This window comes from Acinetobacter sp. 479375, from assembly GCF_000581715.1.
Taxonomy (GTDB): domain Bacteria; phylum Pseudomonadota; class Gammaproteobacteria; order Pseudomonadales; family Moraxellaceae; genus Acinetobacter; species Acinetobacter ursingii.
Genome location: NZ_JEZN01000001.1, coordinates 296,574 through 320,723, shown reverse-complemented (window position 1 = coordinate 320,723; position 24,150 = coordinate 296,574). Strand labels below are relative to the sequence as shown.

Here is a 24,150-nt window from a genome sequence, read left to right as displayed (position 1 = left end):
TCAACCTGCCTTATCGGTTTTTTAACACTTCTTTGCACTAAAACTTATTCAAAAATAATAAACTAACTTCATCATTATGCATTATCCAAAATTTTAAAATTTAACTTATTATACAAAGATCAGGTTTTTTTATGGCTCAATTCGCTGTCATTGGTTTAGGTAGTTTTGGTGCAACGGTTGCATTACAACTTGCGCAGCTTAATCATGATGTCATTGGAATAGATACGATTAAACGCAATGTTGAAGACATTGGTGATCAACTAACACATGCGGTGATCGCCGATGCGAGTGATGAACATGTGCTTGAAGAACTCAATATTAAAAACTGTGATGCTGTAGTGGTCGCGATTGGCGAAGATATTGAAGCCAGTATTTTATGTGTGCTACATCTGAAAAATTTAGGTGTTCCTAAAATTTGGGTTAAAGCAAAAACCAAAGCGCATCATATGATTTTGTCACATCTACATGTCGATAAAATTATTCACCCTGAAGAAGATATGGGCGTCCGTGTCGCGCAAGCTTTAAACTATCCGATGGTCAGTCGGTATATGGCACTCAATGATGATCATTTCATTGTCAAAGTAGAAATTCCTAAACATCTAAACGGAGTACATTTATTAGGTTTAATTGATGCCACCCATCATATCAAAACGATTTTATTACAACGCGGTAAAGATATCATTTACGATCCAGAACCATCTTGTGCGGTACAATCCAAAGATATTCTCATCATAGAAGGTCATCTTGAACCACTCAAAAAACTATCTAAACGATTTCTAGGCTATGATGAAAGCTAAACTTAAGAATAAAACCTTTAATTTCAGTCCACCTTCTCTTTTGGCGTTGGGATTTCTTAGTTTTATCATCATTGGAACACTTTTACTTAAGCTTCCTTTTGCCAATAACGGTAATTTAAGCTGGATGGATGCTTTATTTACAGCAACCTCCGCAGTTACTATTACGGGGCTTTCCGTTGTTAATATCGGTCAATCGCTGACCACTACAGGTCAGCTTATTTTGCTATTTTTGATTCAGTGTGGCGGTCTCGGTTTTATGACTTTCGCTATACTGGCAGCGTTGAGTCTTGCTCCACAGTTGGGACTGAAGCAACAAATGATGGCGCAGGATTCTTTGGGGCAGACCAGTTTATCTAAAGTTACCACCATTGCACAGTCCGTGTTTTTTTATTCTTTATTCTTCGAAGTCACAGGAATCATCATTTTAACGTCAATCTGGACACCCGACTTCGGATTCGCTCATGCTTTGTATTATGCTTTTTTCTATAGTGTATCCGCCTTTAATAACGCGGGATTTTCTTTATTCCCCGATAGCTTAGTTACTTTTCAAAGTCATTATCTTGCATGTCTTGCGATTAGTTTCCTATACATACTTGGCGGCATTGGCTTTATGGTATTGATGGATATCAAACAAAATAAGCGTTGGAAAAAGCTCAGCACCAATAGCAAAGTCGTGTTATCGACCATTGCCGTTTTAAATATCAGTGGTTTTTTACTCATTTGGTTAATTGAAGCCAATAATCCACTGACGCTCATGCAAATGAATCTAGGCGAGCAAGCCGTAAATGCGTGGTTTCAGGCGACTGTGCCTCGTTCTTCTGGATTCAATACCATCGATACCGCATCTTTGATGAATAGCTCCACTCTACTGACCATGTTTCTCATGTTTATTGGGGGCGGCTCACTCAGTACCGCAGGTGGAATCAAAGTCGGTACTTTTTTCATTTTAGTATTGAGTGTTATTTCTTTTTTACGTCGAAACGATGAGATTCGGGTATTTAATCGTTCTATTTCCTATGAAAGTACGTTTAAAGCGCTGGCTGTTGTCGTGATTACGTTAAGTCTCATTTTTATCGGTTTCATGACAATCTTAATCTTGGAACCACACAAAAATTTTCTGGATTTATTTTTCGAAGTAGTATCCGCGGCTTGCACTGTGGGTTTATCTCGTGGAGTTACAGGAGAATTACATAACGGTAGCTTATTTGTACTGAGTTTGCTGATGTTTGCAGGTCGTTTAGGGCCCCTTACGCTGGCTTATCTCATCGCAACACCCAAGAAAAGTCGACTTAAGCATCCGAGTGCAGACATTCAAATTGGTTAATGATCGACTTTAATTTTTAGTACATCGATTAAATAAAAAACGCCCAATAACTTTATTGAGCGTTTGATAAAACATAAATCATGATGCTGTTTATATTGGATTAGTACCAATCCATCAGCGAAATACCCAAACCAAAATACGTAGCACGATGATTGTAGTCAATCAGACTTTCACCATAACCATCAAACACCTGAAAGTGTCCACGTAACTTCCCACTAATCGGGAATGTCCAGTCAAATTGTGCAGCGCCATGCGAGTCATCACCATCTTTTAAAGAATGACGTAGCATTAACGAAAAGTCATGGTCATTCCATTTATAAAATGCGGTTAGATCACCACGTCCAATATAATCCTCAATATCTGGATTGTTGTCATTTTTGCTATCTTCCTGAATACGAGCCCACGGGCGTAGCATTAAAGCAAAATTGTCTTTTTCAAATCCGACATTAAAAATTACACGGTTCCAACTACGCGACAATGGATCAGAACGACCATTCGATTGATGGTTTAAAGTCACACCAAGCAAACGTCCATCTAAACCAAATACTTTATAATTGGTACGGAACATTAAGCTTGCTTCAGGCTCATAATTGGTTTCACGAAACGGGCGTGACTCGTCACCATTATAAACCTGCCAACGTGAAGACTGCGTATATCCAAGCCACAAATCGCCATTGTTACCAATGATGTTTTCCCAAGCTTTTGTTTTCAGTGAAAGCTGAAATTTCGACTCAAGCGAATCTAAATTTTGATTTTCTGTCACCGTATTATTTGGGTTTGGACTTGAAGGAAATTCATTTTTCTTGGTCGTCCAGAAAACTGGCATTAAATATACTGGCTTGAATGCTCGGATATTCCATGTGCCCAATTTTGCCTTTTCAGAGAGTTCCCAACGTTTATCCAATAAAGACACATTCGGATCAATTGGGTCAGCTTCCAATGCAAATAAACTGCCCACCTTCTCTTCAACTTTGGCTTTTAAAGTCTCAGGCTTCGCTTTATCCTCTTTAGGCTCAACAGGTGCAGCAAGCTGAGCTGCAATTGCGTTTCGAGTATCTACAGGCGCTTTGAAAATCGCATCATAACAAGCCAGACGGTCTGCATTTGAATCCAATGCGACACATGCTTTGGCACTTGCTGGTGCGGCAGGTGCTTCAACTGTCTTAACAACAGTGCTTGGTGTTTGATTCGATGTCACCGACATTTCTGCATGTACAACAGACACCCCCATACAACTGAGCATACTCAGCATGCTCAGTTGTAGCGGTGTTCGTTCAAAAGATTTGAACGACATAAGTTTCTCCAGTTTTTCTTTTAATCTACTTGTTTAATTTGAAAACCGAGCTGTTCAAGTTGCTCTCGTTTTGCAAACGGTGCAACCACAGCTTTTATGGGTTTCTGATCAATTAAATATTGTTGCGCCACACGTTGTAAATCCTCTACCGTGACATTTAACAAACGTTCTCTCAAAGTTTTCCTAAAGGCTGGTGTACGCGCATGCAACAGCGCATAACATGCCGTTATGGCTTCACCCGCAGGTGAACCAGGTTTATCCATGCTCGACACCAATCCCAAAATGGCTTCTTCAAGTTGATGGGGCTGTTGCTGTGTATGCAAAAGCCATTCCACACTGGCTTCAAAATCTTTAAATGTTTGAGCCAGACGTGGATCACGATAGCTATAAAAACGGAATGAACAAGCATTGCCATCGTAGCTTGCACCACCGCCATACGCTCCGCCTTTTTCACGAATCGCGCTGTGCAAATAACCATTGCGCAAATAGGCTGCGAGTACCATCAGCGGCGCTGCATCAGGATGTGCAACCTCAATGGCTGGATAAGCAGATGCACAAAACTGAACATTGGTCTGAATTAACCATGCTTCATCATGATCATTTTCTGAATGCGAAATATTCTGAATTTCGGGAATCTGCGTATCAATTTCAACTTTATCCCAGACATTTTGAATTTCTTCAATTAACTGTTCTGAAAGTTGTTCCTCACAGACTAATAAAAACTGTTTAGGTGCTTGCAACAGCTTCAAATGAATCGCTTTTAATTCATTAATCAATTGATCATAAGCCGTATCGTTTTGTTCAATATCATCGACCAGATCACTTAGCCAGTTTAAAGCACCCAAGCCAGTATTATGATAATCACGCTGCGCCAATGCACTCATATTGCGTGATGCAGCTTGCATCGCATAGCTATGACCAGAGCCAGACAAACGTGATTTCCAACGTGTTTTACGTTGTTGTAATAACTCAATAATTCGATCTTTTTCATCAAAACGAAGCTTTTCAAAAGCCAGTTTTAACAAACCAATCGCATCTAATCGCTCATTTAAGGATTTGGTGGTCAATGTCAACCACGCACTAATTTTACCTTTATCATCCACTTTACTACGTAATGAAGCGCCCATGCCCAAACCACCACTCAAGGCCGTCTGTACTTGTTGCAGAGTCAAATAATCATATTCGCCCGCACCCACTTCACCCATCAAAATTGACAATAGACTAAAATAAGGCGACTGCACCACTTCCTCTGGAATCTCAATCAACACCTGTTGATAATAAATCCCGTTGGTTCCCGCATGATATAAATTCAGAGGATAATCATGCCGATTGGAAATAATTTCCCGAAGTTGCCCCTGCACAATGTGTAAATCTGCTGGAACATCTTCTAATCCGACTTTTGGCAATAAATCCAGATCATCAGGTGTATCCTGACGCTCCTTTAATGCTTGGGTTTTAGCCTCAATCTCAGCACGATCAGCATCGGTTAAATGTTCAGCAATTTTTGTCAGACGTGCTTTTTCATCCGCTTGCTCTTTCACAGACTTTTCAGCATCTGGGATCAGGGTCATTTGTACACGATGTGAATTATCCAAAAGATAGGTTTGAATCAAATTCGACAACCACATCGGATCTTCGAGTTCTTCTTTAACCTGATCAATGGCAGTATCTACATCCCAAACATGAATCGGATCATTATGGTGAATCGCACTGCCCAAACCATTTAAGATCAAACTCAAACCATAAGGCATACCATCGCCATTGATTTCGCGCTGATGCAATTCGATCTGATGCAAAATTGCATCAACCAAGGCCTGATCAATCGGTTTAGAGGCAACATCCTGCAAAACCTTGAGAACGCCCTGTTTAAACTCTTCAGCATGCTCAGCATTTGAACCTTGCACAGCACAATAGAAGGTCATCTCAAAATTAGAATCATCCACACCCATGAGCGGACCCGTCGATTGGGCATAACCACAAGTTTCCAGATAGTGACGCAATGGTGAAGCAGAATTTTCAAGCAGAATACCTTCGACCAGACGCATTCCCAAACGTAACTTGATATCGCTGGCTTGAGGTAATAACCAAGCCAATACATGATAGGTTTTGTCAGTTAAATCTTCGCTATCGACTGCATAGGTTTCAGTCACTTCAATCGGTGCGGTCAAACGTTTTTCTGGGGTTGAATAAAGTGTCGTACCCTTTTCAAACTTTGCCAAAGCCAGTTTTTCAAATTGCTCTTGCAGATCATAAGCACTTTGATTTCCAAAAGTCATAAACACCGCATTGCTTGGATGATAATGCGACTTATAAAAATTGACCAATTGCTCATAACTTAAATCTGGAATGTCTTTCGGATCACCACCAGAATTATAATGATAAGTCGTTTCAGGAAATAAATGATAAGCCAGTTGGTGATAAAGCTGATCTGAAGGTGCACTCATCGCGCCTTTCATTTCATTAAATACCACGCCTTTATAAACAGGTTCGCCATTTTCTAACTCAATACGAATCCCTTCTTGAGCAAAATCAAGCGGGTTCAAATTTGCTGCAAACGCAGCATCCAGATAAACAGATAATAAGTTTTGAAAATCTTTTTTATTTTGTGTTGCAAATGGATAAGCCGTCCAGTCTGCCGCCGTGAATGCGTTCATAAATGTATTTAATGAACGGCGAATCATCAAGAAGAATGGATCACGTACAGGAAATTTCTCTGAACCACACAGTGCCGTATGCTCAAGAATATGTGCTGTACCTTTTGAATCCATCGGTTGGGTACGAAATGCCACTAAAAAAACATTTTCATCATGTGAAGTGGCTAAATGATAATGAACAGCGCCCGTCACTTTATGAGCATATTCAGAAACTAAAATATCCAAAGCTTTAACATGATGTTGACGTACCAACTGAAACGCAGGATGTACAGTTTGATTAATAGTTCCAGTGACATCTACCGTCATGTGATCTCCTAAAATTTCGCTTTGATAATTGGTCTCCATTATAGCCTTAGTCAGATGCCATTTTGGTAGTTTTAATCTGACACAATTTCTTTGTTTTGCTGTATTTTTGTGGCTATTCGAGCCACTTTATAAAAATTCATACTTTATTTTAAATTTTCATAGAATTACCTGTTCCCGAGTGAACATCATCACATGTCCTTTCGATAATGACTTTGCTCATCAATAAAAAAGCTATAGCCCATTTTTCAAACAACGCAGTTTAGTAAATAAAGACAGTCCATCTGCTTCAATAATGAAATTTATTCATCGAACTACAGTAAAACTGAACAATCGTGTAAACTGTGTGCTTTGATTTTACCTGTGAAGACAATCATGGCAACTGTTGACCTTTTTGCAATTGGAAATGCACTTATTGACCAGGAATTTAAAATTTCTGATGATTTTCTAATTCAACAAGGCTTGCAAAAAGGCACCATGCAGTTAACGGATGGTCCAACTCAAGCCGCATTATATCAAAACCTGCTCAATTCTCAGGATTATAAAGGTCAAGCCAGTGGTGGATCTGCGGCAAACACAACGGTCGCGTTTAGTGCTTTAGGTAGTTCTGCTTTTTATGCCTGTCGAGTTGGAAATGACGAACTCGGTCAAATTTACCTTGATGGTTTAAATGACGCCGATATTTACACTTCCACAAAATCAAAAACGGATGGCGTAACGGGTACTTGTATGGTACTGATTAGCCCAGATACAGAACGTACCATGCATACTTATTTAGGGATCACCACCGAGCTTTCTGCGGAACAGGTCGATTACGAACCGTTAAAAAAAGCAAAATGGCTTTACATCGAAGGATATCTTTCGACTAGTCCTTCAGCTCGACTAGCTGTCAAACAAGCACGCCAGATTGCACGTGAACATGGAGTCAAAATTGCTTTATCGCTTTCGGATCCTGCGATGGTTCAATATGCCCGCGAAGGTCTCAATGAACTGATTGATGAAGGCGTTGATGTGTTGTTCTGTAATGAACAAGAAGCGCTCATGTATACAGAAACGCATACATTGGATGAAGCTTTTGCCAAATTGAAATTAAAAAATCATACCATTGTCATTACACAAGGCGCCAAAGGTGCTTCGGTATATTCAGCTAACACACATTTTCATTTAGGTGGTCGTCGTGTTACTGCTGTTGATGCCAATGGTGCGGGTGATGCCTTTGCAGGTGCATTCTTATATGCCCTTAATCAACACATGTCTCTTGAAGATGCAACTCAGCTTGCTATTTTGATTTCAAGTGAAGTGGTTGCCCAATATGGCCCGCGTTTAGATATTGAAAACTATGCTAAACTGCTTAAAAATTTCCAGACTGAATGTGCATAAATATGGAAAAAATTTGCATGACCGAGGATATCCCTGAACGTGAAGCGCGTTCTTATGAAACGCCTCAGGGAGAGACTATTTTTATTACGCAACGTGATGGCGGTTTTTTTGCTTATCAAAATATCTGCCCACACCTACAAGTTGAACTTGAATTTCTGGAAAATCAATTTCTAGATCAAGATCAGGAATTTATCGAGTGTTCAACACATGGTGCGCTGTTTAATGTAGAAACGGGTGAATGTATTTCTGGCCCTTGTTTGGGTGAGTTTTTGACGAAAGTTGAAATTCAGATACATTCAGATGGTGGAATTTACTTAACAGAATAATTTCTCAGGTTTTTGCCATGTCAGAATTTTTCTTCAACTACGACTTGCTTCCTTTTCATTTAAGTGTGGTTGCTTTAATTATTCTCAGCATGGCAGAAACTATTGGGATTTATATTGGGATACGTCCCAGTACAATTATTCAGAAAGTTTCTCCAAATTGGCTTGTGTATTCGCCACTGCTTAATGTCAAGTTTTCAAAAGTTCTCATTCTTGTTTTTCTTTTAATCAATTTCAGTTTTGCTGGCTATTTTTTACAACTTGCTTTTTTTGCCAAACAGCACAGCTTTGTTTCGCCCTTCTATCTGATTTTGCCTGCACTGATTATTGCCATCTTCTTTACGGTATTTATGATCCACTGTCTTGATCAAGTCATCAAGCCACAGATCGAACATCACAACACCAGTCTACTTGGGCGACTTGCAACCATCTCAAGCGGCAATGCTCGTCCAGGATTTTCAGCACAAGCCCGAATTCGGGACGAATTTGGTCAGATTCATTATGTACAAGTTGAACCAGAATTTGGGGAATTAGAATTTCGTTCACAAGTGATTTTAATTCGTTTTAAACAAACACACTACATCGCAAAAAAAATTGCAGTATCAAATCACTTATTTACACCACAACAATAATCTTGTATATCTTTTAATCAATAAGAAAAATTGACTTAGGATCATTCAAATATAATGAGTAAATTAAAAATTTAATCTCGATATTTAGCAACACCCACATAACTACAATCCGACCATTTTAGTTGGTTATTTAATTTTTTCTGAAATTTAATTAATACTATTTTAGTCGGATTTAAAACATTAAATACAACCATTTTAGTCTGATTTATTTCAACCCAAATACGACTGCTTTAATATACTTTTCATTATTTTAAAATTAAAAAATATATTCATAAATATTTGATATAAAACAAATTAATAATATATTTTTATTTTAATTGTTTTAATTGTTTATTTTTTTGTTTATGTCATTAATAATATAGTTAATCCATCCAGATAGGCTTGTATATATGAGCTTAATGAAAAAAGATTTTAATCAACGTTTAGTCAAAGAAATTACAATCATATTAATAATTAAGATTGTTCTTTTACTGACAATTAAACATATCTGGTTTGACGCCCCTACTATCCCTAAAAATTTTGACAATCAAGTTGCCGAGCGTATCGCTGGCACAAATTCCCAAATCAAGGAGACACGTTGATGATTTCTGAAAGCGTGGTCGATCTTTCGCGGTTCCAGTTCGCTATGACCGCAATGTATCACTTCATTTTTGTCCCTCTGACTTTAGGCCTTGCTTTTCTTCTTGCCATTATGGAAACGACATATGTCATTTCTGGTAAAGAAATTTATAAAGATATGACTAAGTTCTGGGGAAAACTTTTCGGTATCAACTTTGCTTTAGGTGTAACGACTGGTCTGACTATGGAATTCCAGTTTGGTACTAACTGGGCTTACTATTCACACTATGTAGGTGACATTTTTGGTGCGCCACTGGCGATTGAAGGTCTAATGGCTTTCTTTTTAGAATCGACTTTTATTGGTTTGTTCTTCTTCGGCTGGAATCGTTTATCAAAAGTACAGCATCTTGGTGTGACATGGTTAGTTGCTATTGGTTCAAATATGTCCGCATTATGGATTTTGGTCGCAAATGGCTGGATGCAAAACCCTGTCGGTGCTGCATTTAACTATGAAACCATGCGTATGGAACTGACCGATTTCGCAGCGCTTATTTTTAACCCTGTCGCTCAGGTTAAATTTGTACATACTGTTTCGGCAGGCTATGTCACTGGTGCGATCTTTGTATTAGCGATTTCTAGTTATTACCTGTTGAAAAAACGTGACTTGCCTTTTGCCCGTCGCTCTTTCGCCATTGCTGCTATTTTTGGTTTAGCTTCTACATTATCGGTTATTTTACTAGGTGATGAATCTGGCTATGAATTAGGTGATGTCCAAAAAGCAAAACTTGCCGCTATTGAATCCGAATGGGAAACTCAACCAGCACCAGCCAGTTTTACTCTATTTGGTATCCCAAATCAGCAAGAAATGCGCACTGATTATGCGATTAAAATTCCTTACGCGTTAGGTCTAATTGCAACACGTTCAACCGATCAGCAAGTCACTGGTATTACCGACTTGATGAAAGAACATGAACTACGCATTCGTAATGGTATGGTGGCGTATAGCGAGCTTGAGAAACTTCGCGCAGGCGATAAATCTCCAGATTTGCTTAACTCGTTTAAAGAAAACCAGAAAGATTTAGGCTACGGTTTATTATTGAAAAAATATACCGAAAATGTCACTGATGCGACTGAAGCCAATATTCAATCTGCTGTAAAAGACAGTATTCCGAACGTTCCTGCTTTATTCTTTACGTTCCGTATCATGGTTGCTTGTGGCTTCCTCATGCTCTTGCTCTTCATCTTGGCGGCATGGTCTGTGGCTAAACGCAATGCTGAAGATAAACCATGGTTACTTAAGTTTGCTTTGTTTGCTTTGCCATTACCGTGGATTGCGGCTCAAACTGGCTGGTATGTAGCAGAAGGTGGTCGTCAACCTTGGACGATCGGTGAAGTATTACCTACTCACCTCTCAGCATCTAGTTTAAGTACTGGAGATGTATGGGGCTCAATCATTGCACTTGCAGCGTTCTACACAGTACTGCTCATTATTGAAATGTATCTAATGATCAAGTTTGCACGCTTAGGTCCAAGCTCACTTCATACTGGTAAATACCACTTTGAAAAACAAGAGAACTCGAATTTGGTCGCTGAGGAGGCTCAATCATGATCGAATATGAACTCCTAAAAATAATTTGGTGGGTCTTGGTCGGGGTACTCCTGATTGGGCTTGCCCTAACTGACGGTTTCGACATGGGTGCCATGATTTTGATGCCTTTCGTCGGTAAAACTGATAATGAACGTCGTGTGGCAATCAATACGATTGCTCCGCACTGGGATGGTAATCAGGTCTGGTTAATTACTGCGGGTGGTGCAATTTTTGCAGCATGGCCAATGGTTTATGCGGTCGCTTTCTCGGGGATGTATTGGGCCTTATTGCTCGTTCTGTTTGGACTTTTCTTAAGACCTGTTGGTTTTGATTATCGATCTAAACTTGAAAATACCAAATGGCGTAACTCTTGGGACTGGGGACTTTGTATTGGTAGTTTTGTTCCAGCACTTGTATTTGGTGTAGCATTCGGCAACATGCTGGTTGGTGTACCTTTTAGTCTGGATGAAACTGTCCGTTCTCACTATGATGGTAATTTCTTCGGTCTACTTAATCCTTTCTCCGTGGTATGTGGTCTAGTGAGTGTTGCTATGTTGTGTGCCCACGGTGGAGCTTGGCTCATGCTGCGTACAGATGCTGCACTACATCGCCGTGCGGCTAAAGCAACTCAAATTATGTCTGTTGTATACCTTGTTTGCTTTATTGCTGCTGGTGCTTGGCTTTATTTCGGTAATATTGAAGGTTATACCTTGGTACAACCTTTTGATACCAACGGTGTTGCAAATCCTTTAGCAAAAGAAGTGGTGACCAATGCGAATCATGGTTGGTTAAATAACTATAGCCAGTATCCAATCACTATGGTTGCGCCTATTGTGGGTATTCTTGGTGGTCTGATTGCTTTATTTGCTTCGAGTAAAAATAAAGCAGGATTAAGCTTTCTTGGGTCTGCTTTAGCGATTGTTGGAACTATTTTAACTGCTGGTTTTGCATTATTTCCGTTCCTTATGCCATCTAGCATCAACCCTGTTTCTAGCCTCACTATGTGGGATGCTGTTTCAAGCCATAAAACACTGGGCGTTATGACTGTTGCTGCATGTATTTTTGTACCGATCGTATTAAGTTATACCTTCTGGTGCTACTATAAAATGTGGGGCGTCATTACCAATAAAGACATTCAAGCTAATTCACATAGTTTGTACTAAGGTCACGAGGAGAAATATATGTGGTATTTCGCATGGATTCTTGGAATATTGATGGCTTGTTTTGCAGGTGTTCTAAGCGCTCTTTATATTGAGCATCATCAAAATTTAGATGAGGAATAACATTATGGCTGAAGCAGTGACAACAGTAAAAAGAAGTAAAGCGCAGACCATTGCGATGGTAATTTCATTTTTGTTGGCATTGCCACTTGCAGCTGTTTTGTTGGTCCATCCTGGCATGATGCTAGATGCAAACGGACACTACAATCACAGTGTTCTTATGCTGGTTATGCTAGGAATTTCAGGCGGCTTTATTCATGGTGTAGGCTACATTCCCCAATTTTGGTTGTGGAAATGGTTATTTAGTCCTTACATCTCATGGCCACTGATGTTGATTGGTTATTATCTATGGTTTGTTAAATAATAGTCACTCAATAAAAAACCTCCGAAATTTCGGAGGTTTTTTATGCCTAAGATTTATCTTAATTCGACTGCCCTGCTAGCCACGCCATAAATTTTTGGCGTTCTGTTTTTGAAGATTTTTGCCATAACTCAACCAATTGTTGATCGTTGCTTTTAACTGCATTCGAAGCTTGAGGGTTGATCACTGTGGTTGGAACAGCAACGCTTTCTTTAGCCACTACAGTTTGAGTTGCATATACGGGTGCAGGTTGATTTGCTGGTGCAGATTTAGTTTGAGTTAAATCATAAGCTTTGCCAAAAAGCCCTCTGTTAAACCAAGGCTTAGCTTCTGTATTTGCACCTGTTTGCTGAACAAGTAATTGGTGATTTGCATTATAAAGACCAATTGTTGGTTGTTCAGCGTATTTTTTTGCATCTTCAAAATTTGACGGCGCATTAACCAAATCTAGTTGATAAGTTGCTCCATCTTTTAGAGGTGGCGTTTTTAACGTTACTATTCCAGATTTAACAATATCGTGCTCACCATCTAAATGCTGAAAAAACTCCTGATAACGAACACTAATACTGATTTCGCCAGCATCAACTTTGTAATCATTTTCTTTTTTACGCAATAACCCTGAATTCACCTCTTGGTCATTGACCGCCAGTATTACGATTTCCTCTGGAGCCGTAATCGTCGCAGCTGCAAAAACAGAGCTACTTAAACATAAACTTAATGCGGCAAGTGTGAATTTTGAAGTCATTGTCGGATTTCTCTACATTTTTTTAAATCATGAGCACTATGCAGCGCAGTTGTGACAATTTTATGACAAATATTTCAAACATATGACTAAGTTATTAAATTTTATAATAATATTTAATAACTTAGTCATCAGGTGTATGCATCAATACTAAACCTAACTTCCAATACATCCTCATAAAAAAAAGAGCGCGTAAACGCGCTCTTGATGTTGAAAAAGAATATCAAACTTAGTTAAAGGTTTTAAAACGCTCATCATCGCTCATAAAATCTTTATCGCCCGCTTCTGCTTCAATTGAACCAAAGACCAATTGCGCGCGAAGTTTCCAGTTATGTGGAATACCAAAAGTTGTTGCAACTTCATCATCCACAATTGGATTGTAGTGTTGAAGTGACGCACCGACATTATGTTCTGCCAATGCTGTCCACGCTGCAAATTGTGCAATCGCAGTTGAGTGTTCAGACCAAACTGGGAAGTTATCTGCATACAATGCAAATTGTTCTTGTAAACCTTTAATCACCGCTTGGTCTTCATAGAATAGCGCTGTACCAAAACCCGCGGAGAAACTATCAAGCTTGCCACTTGTCGCAGCAAAAGCAGCTTCAGGAACAATTTTTCTTAAAGTTTCACGTACAATTTCCCAAAATTTATGATGCGAATCACCAAATAGAATCACTACACGTGAAGACTGTGAGTTGAATGAAGATGGACTGTGTTTTACAGCATCTTTAATGATTTGCTCAATCTCAGCTTGTTCTAATGCAACATTTTTTCCGATTGCATAGATACTGCGACGATTTTTAATTTTATCTAAGAACGATGTCATTTGTTATGTCCTGTGTACATTTGACCTAATCGGTCGTGATCTGGAATGATGATTAGTTTATGCAACTCTTATGGCGGCTTCATTACTAATTTTATTACATACTGTTTTATTTTTAGAACAGTTTCATACTTTAGCGCATCATCAAAACAAAAAACTCCACACGAAGTGGAGTTTCAAAGTTTAGATCAGATTATTTATCGGTTTCAAATAATGCTGCCACAAAAGATTTGGCTGAAAATGGACGTAAGTCATCAATTTTTTCACCAACACCAATGAAACGAATAGGTACATGGGTACGACTGGCGATATTAAACAGCACTCCACCTTTCGCTGTACCATCCAGTTTAGTAATGGTAATTCCTGTTAAACCAACTGCCTGATCAAACTCCTGAACCTGATTGATAGCATTCTGTCCTGTGCCAGCATCTACCACGAGCATAATTTCATGCGGTGCAGTCGCATCAATTTTCTGCATCACACGTTTGACTTTTTTAAGCTCTTCCATCAGGTTACTTTTGTTATGCAAACGACCTGCTGTATCGGCAATTAATACATCAATTCCTTTCGCGCGTGCACTTTCAAAAGCATCAAAAATCACCGATGCACTATCTGCACCATGCCCTTGTGCCACCACTGGAATATTATTGCGCTCACCCCAAATTTGTAATTGTTCAGTCGCCGCAGCACGGAAGGTATCTCCTGCTGCCAACATGACTTTTTTACCTTCGCCTTGTAAACGCTTGGCTAATTTACCAATGGTTGTAGTTTTACCTACGCCATTTACGCCGACCATTAAAATCACATAAGGTGTTTTATTTGGATCGATATGTAAAGGTTTAACTCTTGGTGCAAGCAAAGCCACCAGTTCTTCCTGCAACGCTTTATAAAGTGAATGTGAATAGATCAAGTCACCACGCGCAGTACGCTCAGTCAAATTGGTAATAATGGTTTTGGTAGCATCTACGCCAATGTCAGAAACCAATAATTGCTCTTCAACTTCCTCTAAAAGCTCATCATCGATCTCTTTACCGCCAATCAGGATATTGACCATACCATCAGCCAAATTACGGCGAGTTTTGGTCAATCCATCTTTCATACGGCTAAAGAAGCCACCTTTAGATTGGGTCTCAGCCGAACTTTGCTCAGCATCTTCAAGATCAGAGGTTTCAGATTTAACAGCAGCAGGTAAAGCGGATTCTTGTGTTTTTACAGCATCATCAATAATTGGAACATTGACAGCAGGTAAGTTTGGTAATGTGACATCGTCATCCCCAATGTCAGCATCAATCAAGAATTTATTTTGCATATTCGATTGCTGTTGCATACCGATTCCCTTGAAAAGCAGCGGGTTAAAAAACAAAGAGTTTAGCACAGATTCTCTGTATTGCCTGAGCTTATTCAAACTGCTTTTAAAGTGCAATTAGCCCTGCAAATGATTGGTATTACAAGGTGTTTTGCGATCATCCAGATAAAGAAACTTCACTAAAACACAACAGGATATTCTTGAGTTTAAACGTTATTTTTTTAAAAATAGATTGAAATATGAGAAATACCTATGGACGGCTTGTGTTCAAATCGTTACGACAATGTCTTAAACTCCCTGTACTTCATTTTTCTTTAATTTTCTTAACGCTGACTACGAGTCATGCAGAAACACAAAGCCAACTTGGACGCACTACTTTTGAAACCACACTCACCAATGGTTTGAAAGTGATTATTCGAGAAGATCATCGTGCCCCGATTGCAATTAGTCAAATTTGGTATGCCGTCGGTAGCAGTGACGAATCAGGCAATATTTTAGGAGTCTCTCATGCGCTTGAACATATGATGTTTAAAGGAACGACCAAAGTTCCTGATAATGAGTTTACCCGTTTAAGTCGCATTTATGGTGGTCGAGTCAATGCGGCAACTTCAAGCAACTATACCAATTATTATCAACTTTATCCCAAAGCTTATCTACCTATGGCTTTGGAACTTGAAGCAGATCGGATGACCCATCTGGTATTACGTCAAAGCGATTTTGCAACTGAAATGAATGTGGTCATGGAAGAACGTCGTCAACGTACCGACGATAATCCTCGCGCACTCGCTTTTGAACGTTTTAAATGGCTGGCTTTCCCCACCAGTCATGCACGGCAACCTGTAATTGGTTATATGAAAAATCTGCAAAACATTCAGTTAGAAGACCTTAAACAATGGTACAAAACCTGGTATAGCCCTAATCATGCCACCTTAGTGATTATTGGTGATGTGGATGCAGAGGCAACGCTCAAACAGGTTCAAAAGTATTTCGGACAGATTCCCAAACAGGTTTCAGGCGAGCGCAATGACGTGTTGGAATTTGATCGTGTGGGCTATCGACACATGGAAGTTGAATTGCCTGTCCATGTAGCGAATTTATATATGGCTTGGAATGTTCGTTCTATCAAGACCGCCAAAAATCCGCAAGATGCCTATGCACTAACAATTATTCAGGCACTTTTGGATGGCAATATTTCTTCACGTTTGCAACAAAAACTGGTACGTGACAAAAAAATTCTTAGCTCGATAAGTATCAATTATGATCCTTATAATCGTGGTGACAGTTTATTTACGATTACCGCCTTGCCTGCGGATGGGATCAGTCTCTCATCTGCTCAAGAAGCCATTCAAAAAGAAATAGATTCGCTTAAAACTGAACTAATTGAACCCGTTGAACTAGAGCGTGTCACCAATAATTTTGTTTCCAATCTGATCTATAGCCAAGACGATATTATTGGTCAAGCACATATGATTGGATTACTTGAAGTTAATGGTTTGAGTTATCGACTGGTGGATGATTTGCCTGAACATTATCAGACGGTAACACCACAAGATATTCAACGAGTAGCTAATGCTTATTTTGTTAAAAGCAATCTCACCACTTTATACCTAGAACCAGAACAAGAAAAATAAAGGATTGATAATGAACAATACCCTACTCATGCTCATGTTGACATTCCTGCTCTCTAGTCCAGCCTTTGCAGATATTGTGGATCAAAGTGTTGCTGAACAAGATGATCCGTCTCAACTAAAATCCATTTCACAACTGAGTAGTCTCAAAAATATTTCGAAAAGCACTGCTGAACAAGCACCGTATGTACATGATCTAAAAAATGCCAATCAAGTGCGAACACTATTTGTTGAATCACAAGCATTGCCGATTGTGGATATACAACTTACCTTTAATGCGGGTTCGGCACAAGATGAGCGTATAGGCAAAGGTTTATTTGGTATTGCCAATATGGCTGCTAATCTGATGACTGAAGGAACTGAAAATTATACTGCTGCCCAAATCGCCAATACCTTTGAACAACTTGGTGCACAATTTAGTGTCAAAGCATATCGAGATATGTTTGTCGTGCGTTTACGAGTGATGTCAGATCCCCAAAAAATGCAGTCCGCTATCAACCTCATGCTAGAGGTGCTTAATCATGCAACATTTAATCCATCCAGCTTAAATCTTATATATAGCAATACGCAAGTCGGTCAACGCCAGCTGCAAGAAAATCCGAATCGTTTAATTGATATTAAACTTTATCGTACTTTATATGGAACACACCCCTATGCAGAACCAATCACGGGAACTCATGCCAGCATTCGTAAGATTACTCCTTCATTGCTCAAACAGTTTCGCCAAGAGTTACTGGTCGCACAAAATATGAATATCGCCATGACAGGACAACTCACTACACAACAAGCCAGTGATCTCAGTATTAAAATCATTCAATCCTTACCCCAAGGCCATGCTGCACCGCCGCTTGTTCAACCCAAACTACAGCAGGGCTTTAACATTCAGCACATTCCTTATCAGTCCACACAAAGCTATGTCACGATGGGACATGTGGGTGTAAGTCGAAATGATCCAGATCAGCTAGCTCTAGAACTTGCCAATCAAATGCTAGGTGGTTCAGGATTTAACTCATTGCTCATGAAAGAGCTTCGGGTAAAACGTGGTTATACTTATGGTGCATATAGTACATTTAGCTTTACGCAGACAAGTGGCATTTTTAGTTTAAACTATTCAACTCAACAAGATCAGCTGATGGATAGTATTCAGGTTGCACATCAAACTTTGGTTGATTTTGTCAAACAACCTATCGATAAAAAACAGCTTGAAGAAACACGAAGTGGAATGTTACTGGCTTTTCCAATGACCTATAGCAGCAATGCCAATATTAATGCACAACTTGGCTCCATTGGTTTTTATGGATTACCCTCAGATTATTTATCGAAGTATCCAGAACATCTTAGAAAATTGACAGCACAAGACGTACAACGGGCAATTAGAACGCACATTCACCCTGATCATCTTACAGTCATAGTTGCCAGTGAAAAGCTAGATAAAGAGCAATTATTAAAAGACCTTCAAAATCAGTTAGAACCGATTAAGCCTGTACAGATTAATCCACAGATTATTCATCCTCTAAAGCCATCGCAGGATAGTGCCGAGCCTTTGCATTCTCAAACTGATACGCCCGCATCAATTTAAAATATTCCGCGCGGTTAATCGTCTGTTCATGCAATAACCGACGTGCCATTTTTTGAGTTTCTGGATTATTGGCCATGTCGGATAAATTCACGACGATTTGATATTGTGGATGAGAAATAGGACGTTGTAATGCAATAAAAGCCAACAGTAACATCGCGATAATCATGATGGCGACGATGCTGTTGTAAATGCGATCTAATCTGATTTCATTTACAAATTTTAAAAAATTATATTTTGATATGAGCATACCTTACCTCGAATGGATGTAGTGTATGGCTCATTTCAGTTGCACACAAGTCAAAGTGCCTCATTCTCCTAACAAAATAGAAGATTAGGTACTTTGACATCAGAACAAACAATAAAATTTAGCTGATTAACGCACGAATAACGGCAAAATATAAAATAAAGGCAATAATCGCCAAGACAATCAAAATAGCGAAATAGCTCAGGCCTGTTTCTGCATCTGCTGGATGCAAGTCTTCTTCATCCGCCAAACGCAATAATTCACCATCATAGACGCGATAAAACCATGCCTTGGTTTGTGGATCAAGCTGTTGAGTAAAATCATGCACACGCTTACGCTGTGCCAGACAGTAATCACCTAAATGAATTTCTTGATGAAATATGGCCTCATCAAGTTGTTTACGATGATATTGTGCCAAAGCCACAATTTGAGACTCATCTGGAGGAACTTCAAAATTAAAACCATCGACCGTTGTTAGCATGTTGTTCTCCTTGTCATGTCATATTTAATTGTTATATTGATTTTACTAAAAAATATTTTTGTTGAATGTTTAATCATGTAAGCTTGTAATTCGGGCAACACGCCCCATTTATTACTTGACTTATCACGCTTATTGTAATATTAGTTTAACAATCAACTGCTAAATTAGTTTTGCGAGGCAAGTAAGCCGAGTTGATGTGATCATAATTACAACTATAAGGAGTTTTTAATATGATTCAACAAATTTCTCATCATGACTTAGAACATGTGTACGCATCTGCGGTCAATACAATTCAATCACAGATGAACTTTCAAGACGCTGTGAAGCAGCTTGAAGATGCAGCACGTGCAGGACACGGTAAAGCAGCGATGTTTCTGGCTGAACTTTACTACCAAGGCTTTCGTGTAGAACGAGATTCATTGAAAGCACAATACTGGCAACGAATGGCCACCATGCAAGCATAATCAAACGTCACCTAGGTGGCGTTTTTTAATGCCGCTGTAAAACTTTATTACGATTTAAAGCAAACGAGTAACTGAAATTAAGTATTTATTTTTTATAATAAACACGAATTTAAATCGCAGCAAAACCATGAAAACCTATACACAGTTAAATCCTGTATCTAAAGACTTGATAATTAAAATTTCTATTTTAAAAACCATGATGTATTGCGGCGCACTTTGGGGTTTATACCATCAAGGCTGGGCAATTAAATCAGATCAAGATGATTTTGTTTTTCCTTTTTGGCTCAATGGTGTGCAAGCACATCGTTATGCTAAAAAACACTGGCCAAATTATGTCCCCAAAAAAATTACGCCCCAAGATTTTCAGGAATCTTTATTACCTACATTGACCCGTTTAAACGTGACGCCCGCTTTGTTTAATTCGAATCAACGCAAATTTAAATTATCGACACAACAAATGCGGCATTTTTTCTTTGCACCCGCATCGAATTTAAAAATTGCATAAAATAATTTGTATTGAGTTTTAATCGGTAAAACTCAATACAAAACGCCAACGCCATTTGGCAAAATATTATTCATTTATACTTTCAAAGGCTTTGCATTTTCTTCAAATCGCGCTAAGTTAATTTAAAACGATAACACTAGCCAGAGGGACATAAAAGATGACAAACGTTGCTCAAGTTATACAAGATAAAGCTGAACAAGCCATTTATACTGTTTCGCCAGACGCAACCGTACTTGAAGCAATTTCGATCATGGCAGAAAAAGGGATTGGAGCATTAGTTGTCACTCAAGATAATGAAGTCGTTGGAATCTTGTCTGAACGTGATTACACCCGCAAAGTTGCCCTGATGGAACGCTCTTCTTATGATACGACGGTGAGTGAAATTATGACTGCTAAGGTTTTAACTATTTCACGTTCAAATACAGTTGAAGAATGTTTACAACTGATGACAGACCGACATTTACGTCATTTACCTGTGGTTGAAGAGAAAAAGTTGGTTGGACTCATCTCCATTGGTGATTTAGTTAAAGCAGCCATGCAAGACCAAAAAAACTTAATTGATCAATTACAACATTATATTTCGGGTTAAATAGCCTTAAATAAAGCAGGCATCTTTATCAGATGCCTTTTTCTTGAATGCTTAACTGCCCTATTTCCAAACTGATCTGCAATTCGATTTCATCCATTTGCAAATACCGCTTCGCTAAATACGTGCTGGCTGTAATACCTTTATGAGACATGATTCGATACTCAAATGAAACGCATCGCATCAGCTCTCACGCGACCACTACAATTTTTCGCCACTTATACAATTTTCACCGAATTAAATTGTCCCGATGACCTTTATTTGGATTAAGATAGCCCATCGGTATCGTTTCATCTTTTGATTAGGTCTTGTTATGTCGCAGGCGAATGCCAATTTTACAAAAAATTCTCCCAATACAGAGAATAAAGTGAATGACTCAGGTCAACTAAAAGAATTTCGTACTCCTCCGCATAACCTTGCCATTGAACAAGCAGTACTTGCAGCGCTGATGACAGTTGCTGAATCATTTGAACAAGTAGGTGATTTACTCAAAGAAAGTGATTTTTATGCAACCCGTCATAAATATATTTTCCGTGCCATTGAGAAACTGGCACAAGAAAACTCACCTTATGATGCAGTATTGGTCAATGACTGGTTGGTGAAGCAGAATTTACTTGATGCCATTGGCGGTGAAGAATACCTAATGCAGCTTATGGCGGACTCTCCGTCGAGTTTTTACAATCTGGAAACTTATGCAGGCAAAATTAAAGAGTTTTCTACACTGCGTAGTATGATTAAAGTCAGTACTGATATTTTGCAAAATGCTTATGACACTAAGGGTCGTGCAGTCAGTGAAATTTTGGATTTGGCTGAAACCAATATTTTTTCATTGGCAGAACAACATAATAACAATAAGAAAGACGCGGGACCAAAATCGATTAGCTCAGTGACTGCTGATGTTATTAGCAAACTCGATGAGCTTTCTAAACTTGATGGCAATATCACAGGTCTAACGACTGGATTCTTAGAACTTGATAATAAAACCTATGGGATGCAGGCAGGTGATCTCATCATTGTTGCCGCACGTCCTTCAATGGGTAAAACCACTTTTGCCATGAACTTAGTCGAAAGTGTTTTATTCAATAGTAATTTGCCTGCACTGGTTTATTCGATGGAAATGCCTGCGGATTCCATCGCAATGCGTTTGATTTCCTCCTATGGCAAAGTGCACCAAGGGCATTTACGTTCAGGCAAACTGGATGGCGATGAATGGTCGAAAGTCACAGGTACGATCTTGCAGCTTCAGGAAAAGCATCTCTATATTGATGATTCCTCCGCACTCCCCCCGACGGAAGTACGCTCACGCGCACGACGTATTGCTAAAATGCATGATGGCAAAATTGGCTGCATTATGGTCGACTATTTGCAATTGATGAAAGTCCCAGGCATGGGTGATAACCGTGTAGGCGAGATTTCAGAAATTTCACGAAGTTTAAAAGCACTGGCGAAAGAGATGAATTGCCCTGTTATAGCACTGTCTCAGCTCAACCGTAGTCTGGAAAATCGTCCCAACAAACGTCCTGTCATGTCTGACTTACGTGAATCGGGTGCGATCGAGCAGGATGCCGATTTGATCATGTTTATCTATCGGGATGAAGTCTACAATAAAGAATCTAAAGAAGCTGGTACTGCCGAAATTATTATTGGTAAACAGCGTAACGGCCCGATTGGAACAGTTCGTTTGGCTTTTGAAGGTCAATATACCCGCTTTAGTAACCTCTCACCTGAGTATTACAGTCAGTATGATGATGAGGAATAATGTCTTAATTATTTGACTATTTATCCTCTTTAAAAATTTTTCCATGCCATCCCAAAGGAGAAATCAGGGTGCGCCAAGCAACAGTTTATATTGATAGCGCTGCGCTGCAATATAATTTAAACCGTGTCAAACAACTTGCACCAAACTCAAAAATCGTGAGTATGGTCAAAGCCAATGCCTATGGACATGGAGTCAAAGACTGTTTAGCAGCCTTAAATAACACCGATGCTTTCGGAGTTGCCACTCTGGAAGAAGCACTCGAGCTTCGTGCTCAAGGCTCAAAGCATGCGATTACCCTTATTGAAGGTATTTTCAATGCCAATGAAATGCATGCTGTTTTACAACATCAACTTGAATGTGTCGTACATCATCAGCAGCAAGTAGAATGGTTATTACAATATAAAGCTGAATATATTCAACAAGGCTTAAAAGTCTGGATCAAACTCAATAGTGGAATGAACCGTTTAGGTTTTAAAATAGATGAAATTATTGATGTCATCACACGTTTAAAAACTGAAGGTTTCCATTGTGTACTTGCAATGCATTTTGCCAATGCCGATGTTCCAGAACATCCAATGAATCAGCAACAAATCCAACAACTACTCAGCATTAAAGAAAGCTGTGCGCCAATTGAGGTTTCATGCTGCAATTCAGCTGCCATTTTTAACTGGCCAGAACTTCATTTTGATTATGTACGTCCGGGCATCATGCTGTATGGTGCTAGTCCTTTTGCAAACAAAACCGTACATGAGCTGGATTTAAAACCAGTCATGACCTTTACTGCCCGAATCATTGCGCTTAACCATATTCAAGCAGGTGATTCAGTCGGTTATGGCTCATGGTTTACCGCCGACGAAGCAATGGATATTGCCATTGTTTCAATTGGCTATGGGGATGGCTATCCACGCGCTTATATTAAACAAAACTACGTTGCAGTGAATGGACGTCTTACACGAGTAATCGGACGTGTTAGCATGGATATGATCGCGATTGATGCGACGGGATTGAATGTATCGTTAGACCATGAAGTTGAGCTGTGGGGGCAACATCGTTTGGTTGACGACGTTGCCGAAGCAAATGGAACGATTGGTTACGAGTTACTCTGCCGTTTAAGTAACCGACCGATTCGCCGAAAAATTGAAAATTAAATCAGATCAACCCATGTTTAATCATGGGTTTCTGCTTGTACATCTTTTAAAATTTCGAGCAAACGTTCTAGCGAAGTTGGATTAAGTAGATATGGATTAAAAGTGTTGCTCCCAAGCTCAGCAAAAAAACTTTTTACTTCACTACGTTTACGCACATATTTCATTGACCAGTCTTTAAAGTTGGCGTGTTCAGCACTTCTTTCATCAAGAACATGAAAATGTGAATGACGCGGATCTTTCTTTATAGAATCCAGTAACGTCAAAACTTGTTGCTGTTCGCCCTCAAGACATTGAAAAAAATAGTTATCCGCAAAATATAAGACACCTTGTATTTTGTGAATGTAATTGAAATGCATCGCAGTTGTAAGAATTTCTCTCAGATCAACCATAAGTTGCTCATGCGATGAGGTGGTTTGACTTGCATAACAAATTTGATAATTCATAATTATAT

The 24,150-nt window shown here is 39.2% G+C and carries 25 protein-coding genes; 17 read left to right on the top strand and 8 right to left on the bottom strand.

Annotation, left to right across the window (positions count from 1 at the left end; genetic code table 11):
- The first annotated feature begins 131 nt into the window (after positions 1–131).
- Together J500_RS01570 and J500_RS01565 are read left to right on the top strand one after the other, a co-directional pair.
- Positions 132–797 carry a potassium channel family protein gene (locus J500_RS01570; RefSeq protein ID WP_004989270.1) on the top strand — a complete coding sequence of 222 codons (666 nt, stop codon included), beginning with the start codon at positions 132–134 and terminating at the stop codon, positions 795–797.
- Positions 787–2,121 (top strand): TrkH family potassium uptake protein, encoded by a 1,335-nt coding sequence (locus tag J500_RS01565; protein ID WP_005004086.1) that lies wholly within the window; start codon positions 787–789, stop codon positions 2,119–2,121. The genes J500_RS01570 and J500_RS01565 overlap by 11 nt, the downstream gene beginning before the upstream one ends.
- Positions 2,122–2,221: 100 nt before the next feature.
- Here J500_RS01565 and J500_RS01560 read toward each other — a convergent pair whose 3' ends face one another.
- Together J500_RS01560 and J500_RS01555 are read right to left on the bottom strand one after the other, a co-directional pair.
- Complete coding sequence (locus J500_RS01560; protein ID WP_034697776.1) at positions 2,222–3,415, bottom strand: phospholipase A; 1,194 nt, start codon at positions 3,413–3,415, stop codon at positions 2,222–2,224.
- A 20-nt stretch (positions 3,416–3,435) separates the two neighbouring features.
- Positions 3,436–6,375, bottom strand: a complete 2,940-nt coding sequence (locus J500_RS01555) for an insulinase family protein (protein WP_034697853.1) — start codon at positions 6,373–6,375, stop codon at positions 3,436–3,438.
- A 372-nt stretch (positions 6,376–6,747) separates the two neighbouring features.
- Between J500_RS01555 and J500_RS01550 the strand changes: the two genes are divergently transcribed.
- The 8 genes from J500_RS01550 (at position 6,748) to J500_RS01515 (ending at position 12,437) form a co-directional block, all read left to right on the top strand.
- Positions 6,748–7,752 (top strand): adenosine kinase, encoded by a 1,005-nt coding sequence (locus J500_RS01550; protein ID WP_004997467.1) that lies wholly within the window; start codon positions 6,748–6,750, stop codon positions 7,750–7,752.
- 17 nt (positions 7,753–7,769) lie between these two features.
- Positions 7,770–8,078, top strand: coding sequence for a Rieske (2Fe-2S) protein (locus J500_RS01545; protein WP_004989278.1), 309 nt, complete (start codon positions 7,770–7,772; stop codon positions 8,076–8,078).
- 17 nt (positions 8,079–8,095) lie between these two features.
- Complete coding sequence (locus tag J500_RS01540; RefSeq protein WP_004989281.1) at positions 8,096–8,707, top strand: OB-fold-containig protein; 612 nt, start codon at positions 8,096–8,098, stop codon at positions 8,705–8,707.
- A 389-nt stretch (positions 8,708–9,096) separates the two neighbouring features.
- Complete coding sequence (cydP, locus tag J500_RS01535) at positions 9,097–9,288, top strand: cytochrome oxidase putative small subunit CydP (RefSeq protein WP_004989285.1); 192 nt, start codon at positions 9,097–9,099, stop codon at positions 9,286–9,288.
- Positions 9,288–10,874 (top strand): cytochrome ubiquinol oxidase subunit I, encoded by a 1,587-nt coding sequence (locus tag J500_RS01530; RefSeq protein WP_004989287.1) that lies wholly within the window; start codon positions 9,288–9,290, stop codon positions 10,872–10,874. Before cydP ends, J500_RS01530 begins: the two co-directional genes overlap by 1 nt.
- Positions 10,871–12,016: a cytochrome d ubiquinol oxidase subunit II gene (gene cydB, locus J500_RS01525; protein WP_004997458.1), complete on the top strand. Its 1,146-nt coding sequence runs from the start codon at positions 10,871–10,873 to the stop codon at positions 12,014–12,016. Before J500_RS01530 ends, cydB begins: the two co-directional genes overlap by 4 nt.
- A gap of 18 nt (positions 12,017–12,034) precedes the next feature.
- Positions 12,035–12,136 carry a cytochrome bd-I oxidase subunit CydX gene (cydX, locus tag J500_RS16960; protein WP_000270276.1) on the top strand — a complete coding sequence of 34 codons (102 nt, stop codon included), beginning with the start codon at positions 12,035–12,037 and terminating at the stop codon, positions 12,134–12,136.
- Between the two features lie 4 nt (positions 12,137–12,140).
- The gene (locus J500_RS01515; RefSeq protein ID WP_004989293.1) at positions 12,141–12,437 is read left to right on the top strand and encodes a cyd operon YbgE family protein; all 297 of its coding nucleotides are present in this window, start codon (positions 12,141–12,143) and stop codon (positions 12,435–12,437) included.
- Positions 12,438–12,495: 58 nt separating this feature from the next.
- Here the strand turns inward: J500_RS01515 and J500_RS01510 are convergent, their stop codons facing one another.
- The 3 genes from J500_RS01510 to ftsY all read right to left on the bottom strand — a co-directional run bounded on the left by J500_RS01510 (position 12,496) and on the right by ftsY (position 15,326).
- The gene (locus J500_RS01510; protein WP_004997457.1) at positions 12,496–13,179 is read right to left on the bottom strand and encodes a DUF2057 family protein; all 684 of its coding nucleotides are present in this window, start codon (positions 13,177–13,179) and stop codon (positions 12,496–12,498) included.
- Between the two features lie 226 nt (positions 13,180–13,405).
- Positions 13,406–14,002 carry a nitroreductase family protein gene (locus J500_RS01505; RefSeq protein WP_004989296.1) on the bottom strand — a complete coding sequence of 199 codons (597 nt, stop codon included), beginning with the start codon at positions 14,000–14,002 and terminating at the stop codon, positions 13,406–13,408.
- 190 nt (positions 14,003–14,192) lie between these two features.
- Positions 14,193–15,326 (bottom strand): signal recognition particle-docking protein FtsY, encoded by a 1,134-nt coding sequence (gene ftsY / locus J500_RS01500; RefSeq protein WP_004997455.1) that lies wholly within the window; start codon positions 15,324–15,326, stop codon positions 14,193–14,195.
- A gap of 242 nt (positions 15,327–15,568) precedes the next feature.
- Between ftsY and J500_RS01495 the strand changes: the two genes are divergently transcribed.
- A complete protein-coding gene (locus J500_RS01495) occupies positions 15,569–16,936 on the top strand; it encodes a M16 family metallopeptidase (protein ID WP_004997453.1) in 1,368 nt (455 codons plus the stop codon).
- 10 nt (positions 16,937–16,946) lie between these two features.
- Entirely contained in the window at positions 16,947–18,512 is a 1,566-nt protein-coding gene (locus tag J500_RS01490; RefSeq protein ID WP_004997451.1) for a M16 family metallopeptidase, read from the top strand.
- Here the strand turns inward: J500_RS01490 and J500_RS01485 are convergent.
- A complete protein-coding gene (locus tag J500_RS01485) occupies positions 18,436–18,678 on the bottom strand; it encodes a hypothetical protein (RefSeq protein ID WP_227615820.1) in 243 nt (80 codons plus the stop codon). The two genes, J500_RS01490 and J500_RS01485, sit on opposite strands and share 77 nt — an antisense overlap.
- Before the next feature lie 199 nt (positions 18,679–18,877).
- Positions 18,878–19,237, bottom strand: a complete 360-nt coding sequence (locus J500_RS01480) for a hypothetical protein (RefSeq protein WP_004989306.1) — start codon at positions 19,235–19,237, stop codon at positions 18,878–18,880.
- 230 nt (positions 19,238–19,467) lie between these two features.
- Between J500_RS01480 and J500_RS01475 the strand changes: the two genes are divergently transcribed.
- From J500_RS01475 to alr, 5 genes are all read left to right on the top strand, one after another.
- Positions 19,468–19,701: a hypothetical protein gene (locus J500_RS01475; RefSeq protein WP_004989307.1), complete on the top strand. Its 234-nt coding sequence runs from the start codon at positions 19,468–19,470 to the stop codon at positions 19,699–19,701.
- Positions 19,702–19,828: 127 nt separating this feature from the next.
- The gene (locus J500_RS01470; RefSeq protein WP_004989308.1) at positions 19,829–20,206 is read left to right on the top strand and encodes a DUF2750 domain-containing protein; all 378 of its coding nucleotides are present in this window, start codon (positions 19,829–19,831) and stop codon (positions 20,204–20,206) included.
- Positions 20,207–20,363: 157 nt separating this feature from the next.
- Entirely contained in the window at positions 20,364–20,795 is a 432-nt protein-coding gene (locus tag J500_RS01465) for a CBS domain-containing protein (RefSeq protein WP_004997445.1), read from the top strand.
- A 310-nt stretch (positions 20,796–21,105) separates the two neighbouring features.
- Positions 21,106–22,551 carry a replicative DNA helicase gene (gene dnaB / locus J500_RS01460; RefSeq protein WP_004989311.1) on the top strand — a complete coding sequence of 482 codons (1,446 nt, stop codon included), beginning with the start codon at positions 21,106–21,108 and terminating at the stop codon, positions 22,549–22,551.
- Between the two features lie 68 nt (positions 22,552–22,619).
- Entirely contained in the window at positions 22,620–23,699 is a 1,080-nt protein-coding gene (alr, locus tag J500_RS01455) for an alanine racemase (RefSeq protein ID WP_004997442.1), read from the top strand.
- Between the two features lie 17 nt (positions 23,700–23,716).
- Here the strand turns inward: alr and J500_RS01450 are convergent, their stop codons facing one another.
- A complete protein-coding gene (locus J500_RS01450; RefSeq protein WP_004997440.1) occupies positions 23,717–24,142 on the bottom strand; it encodes a BLUF domain-containing protein in 426 nt (141 codons plus the stop codon).
- Positions 24,143–24,150: the final 8 nt, after the last annotated feature.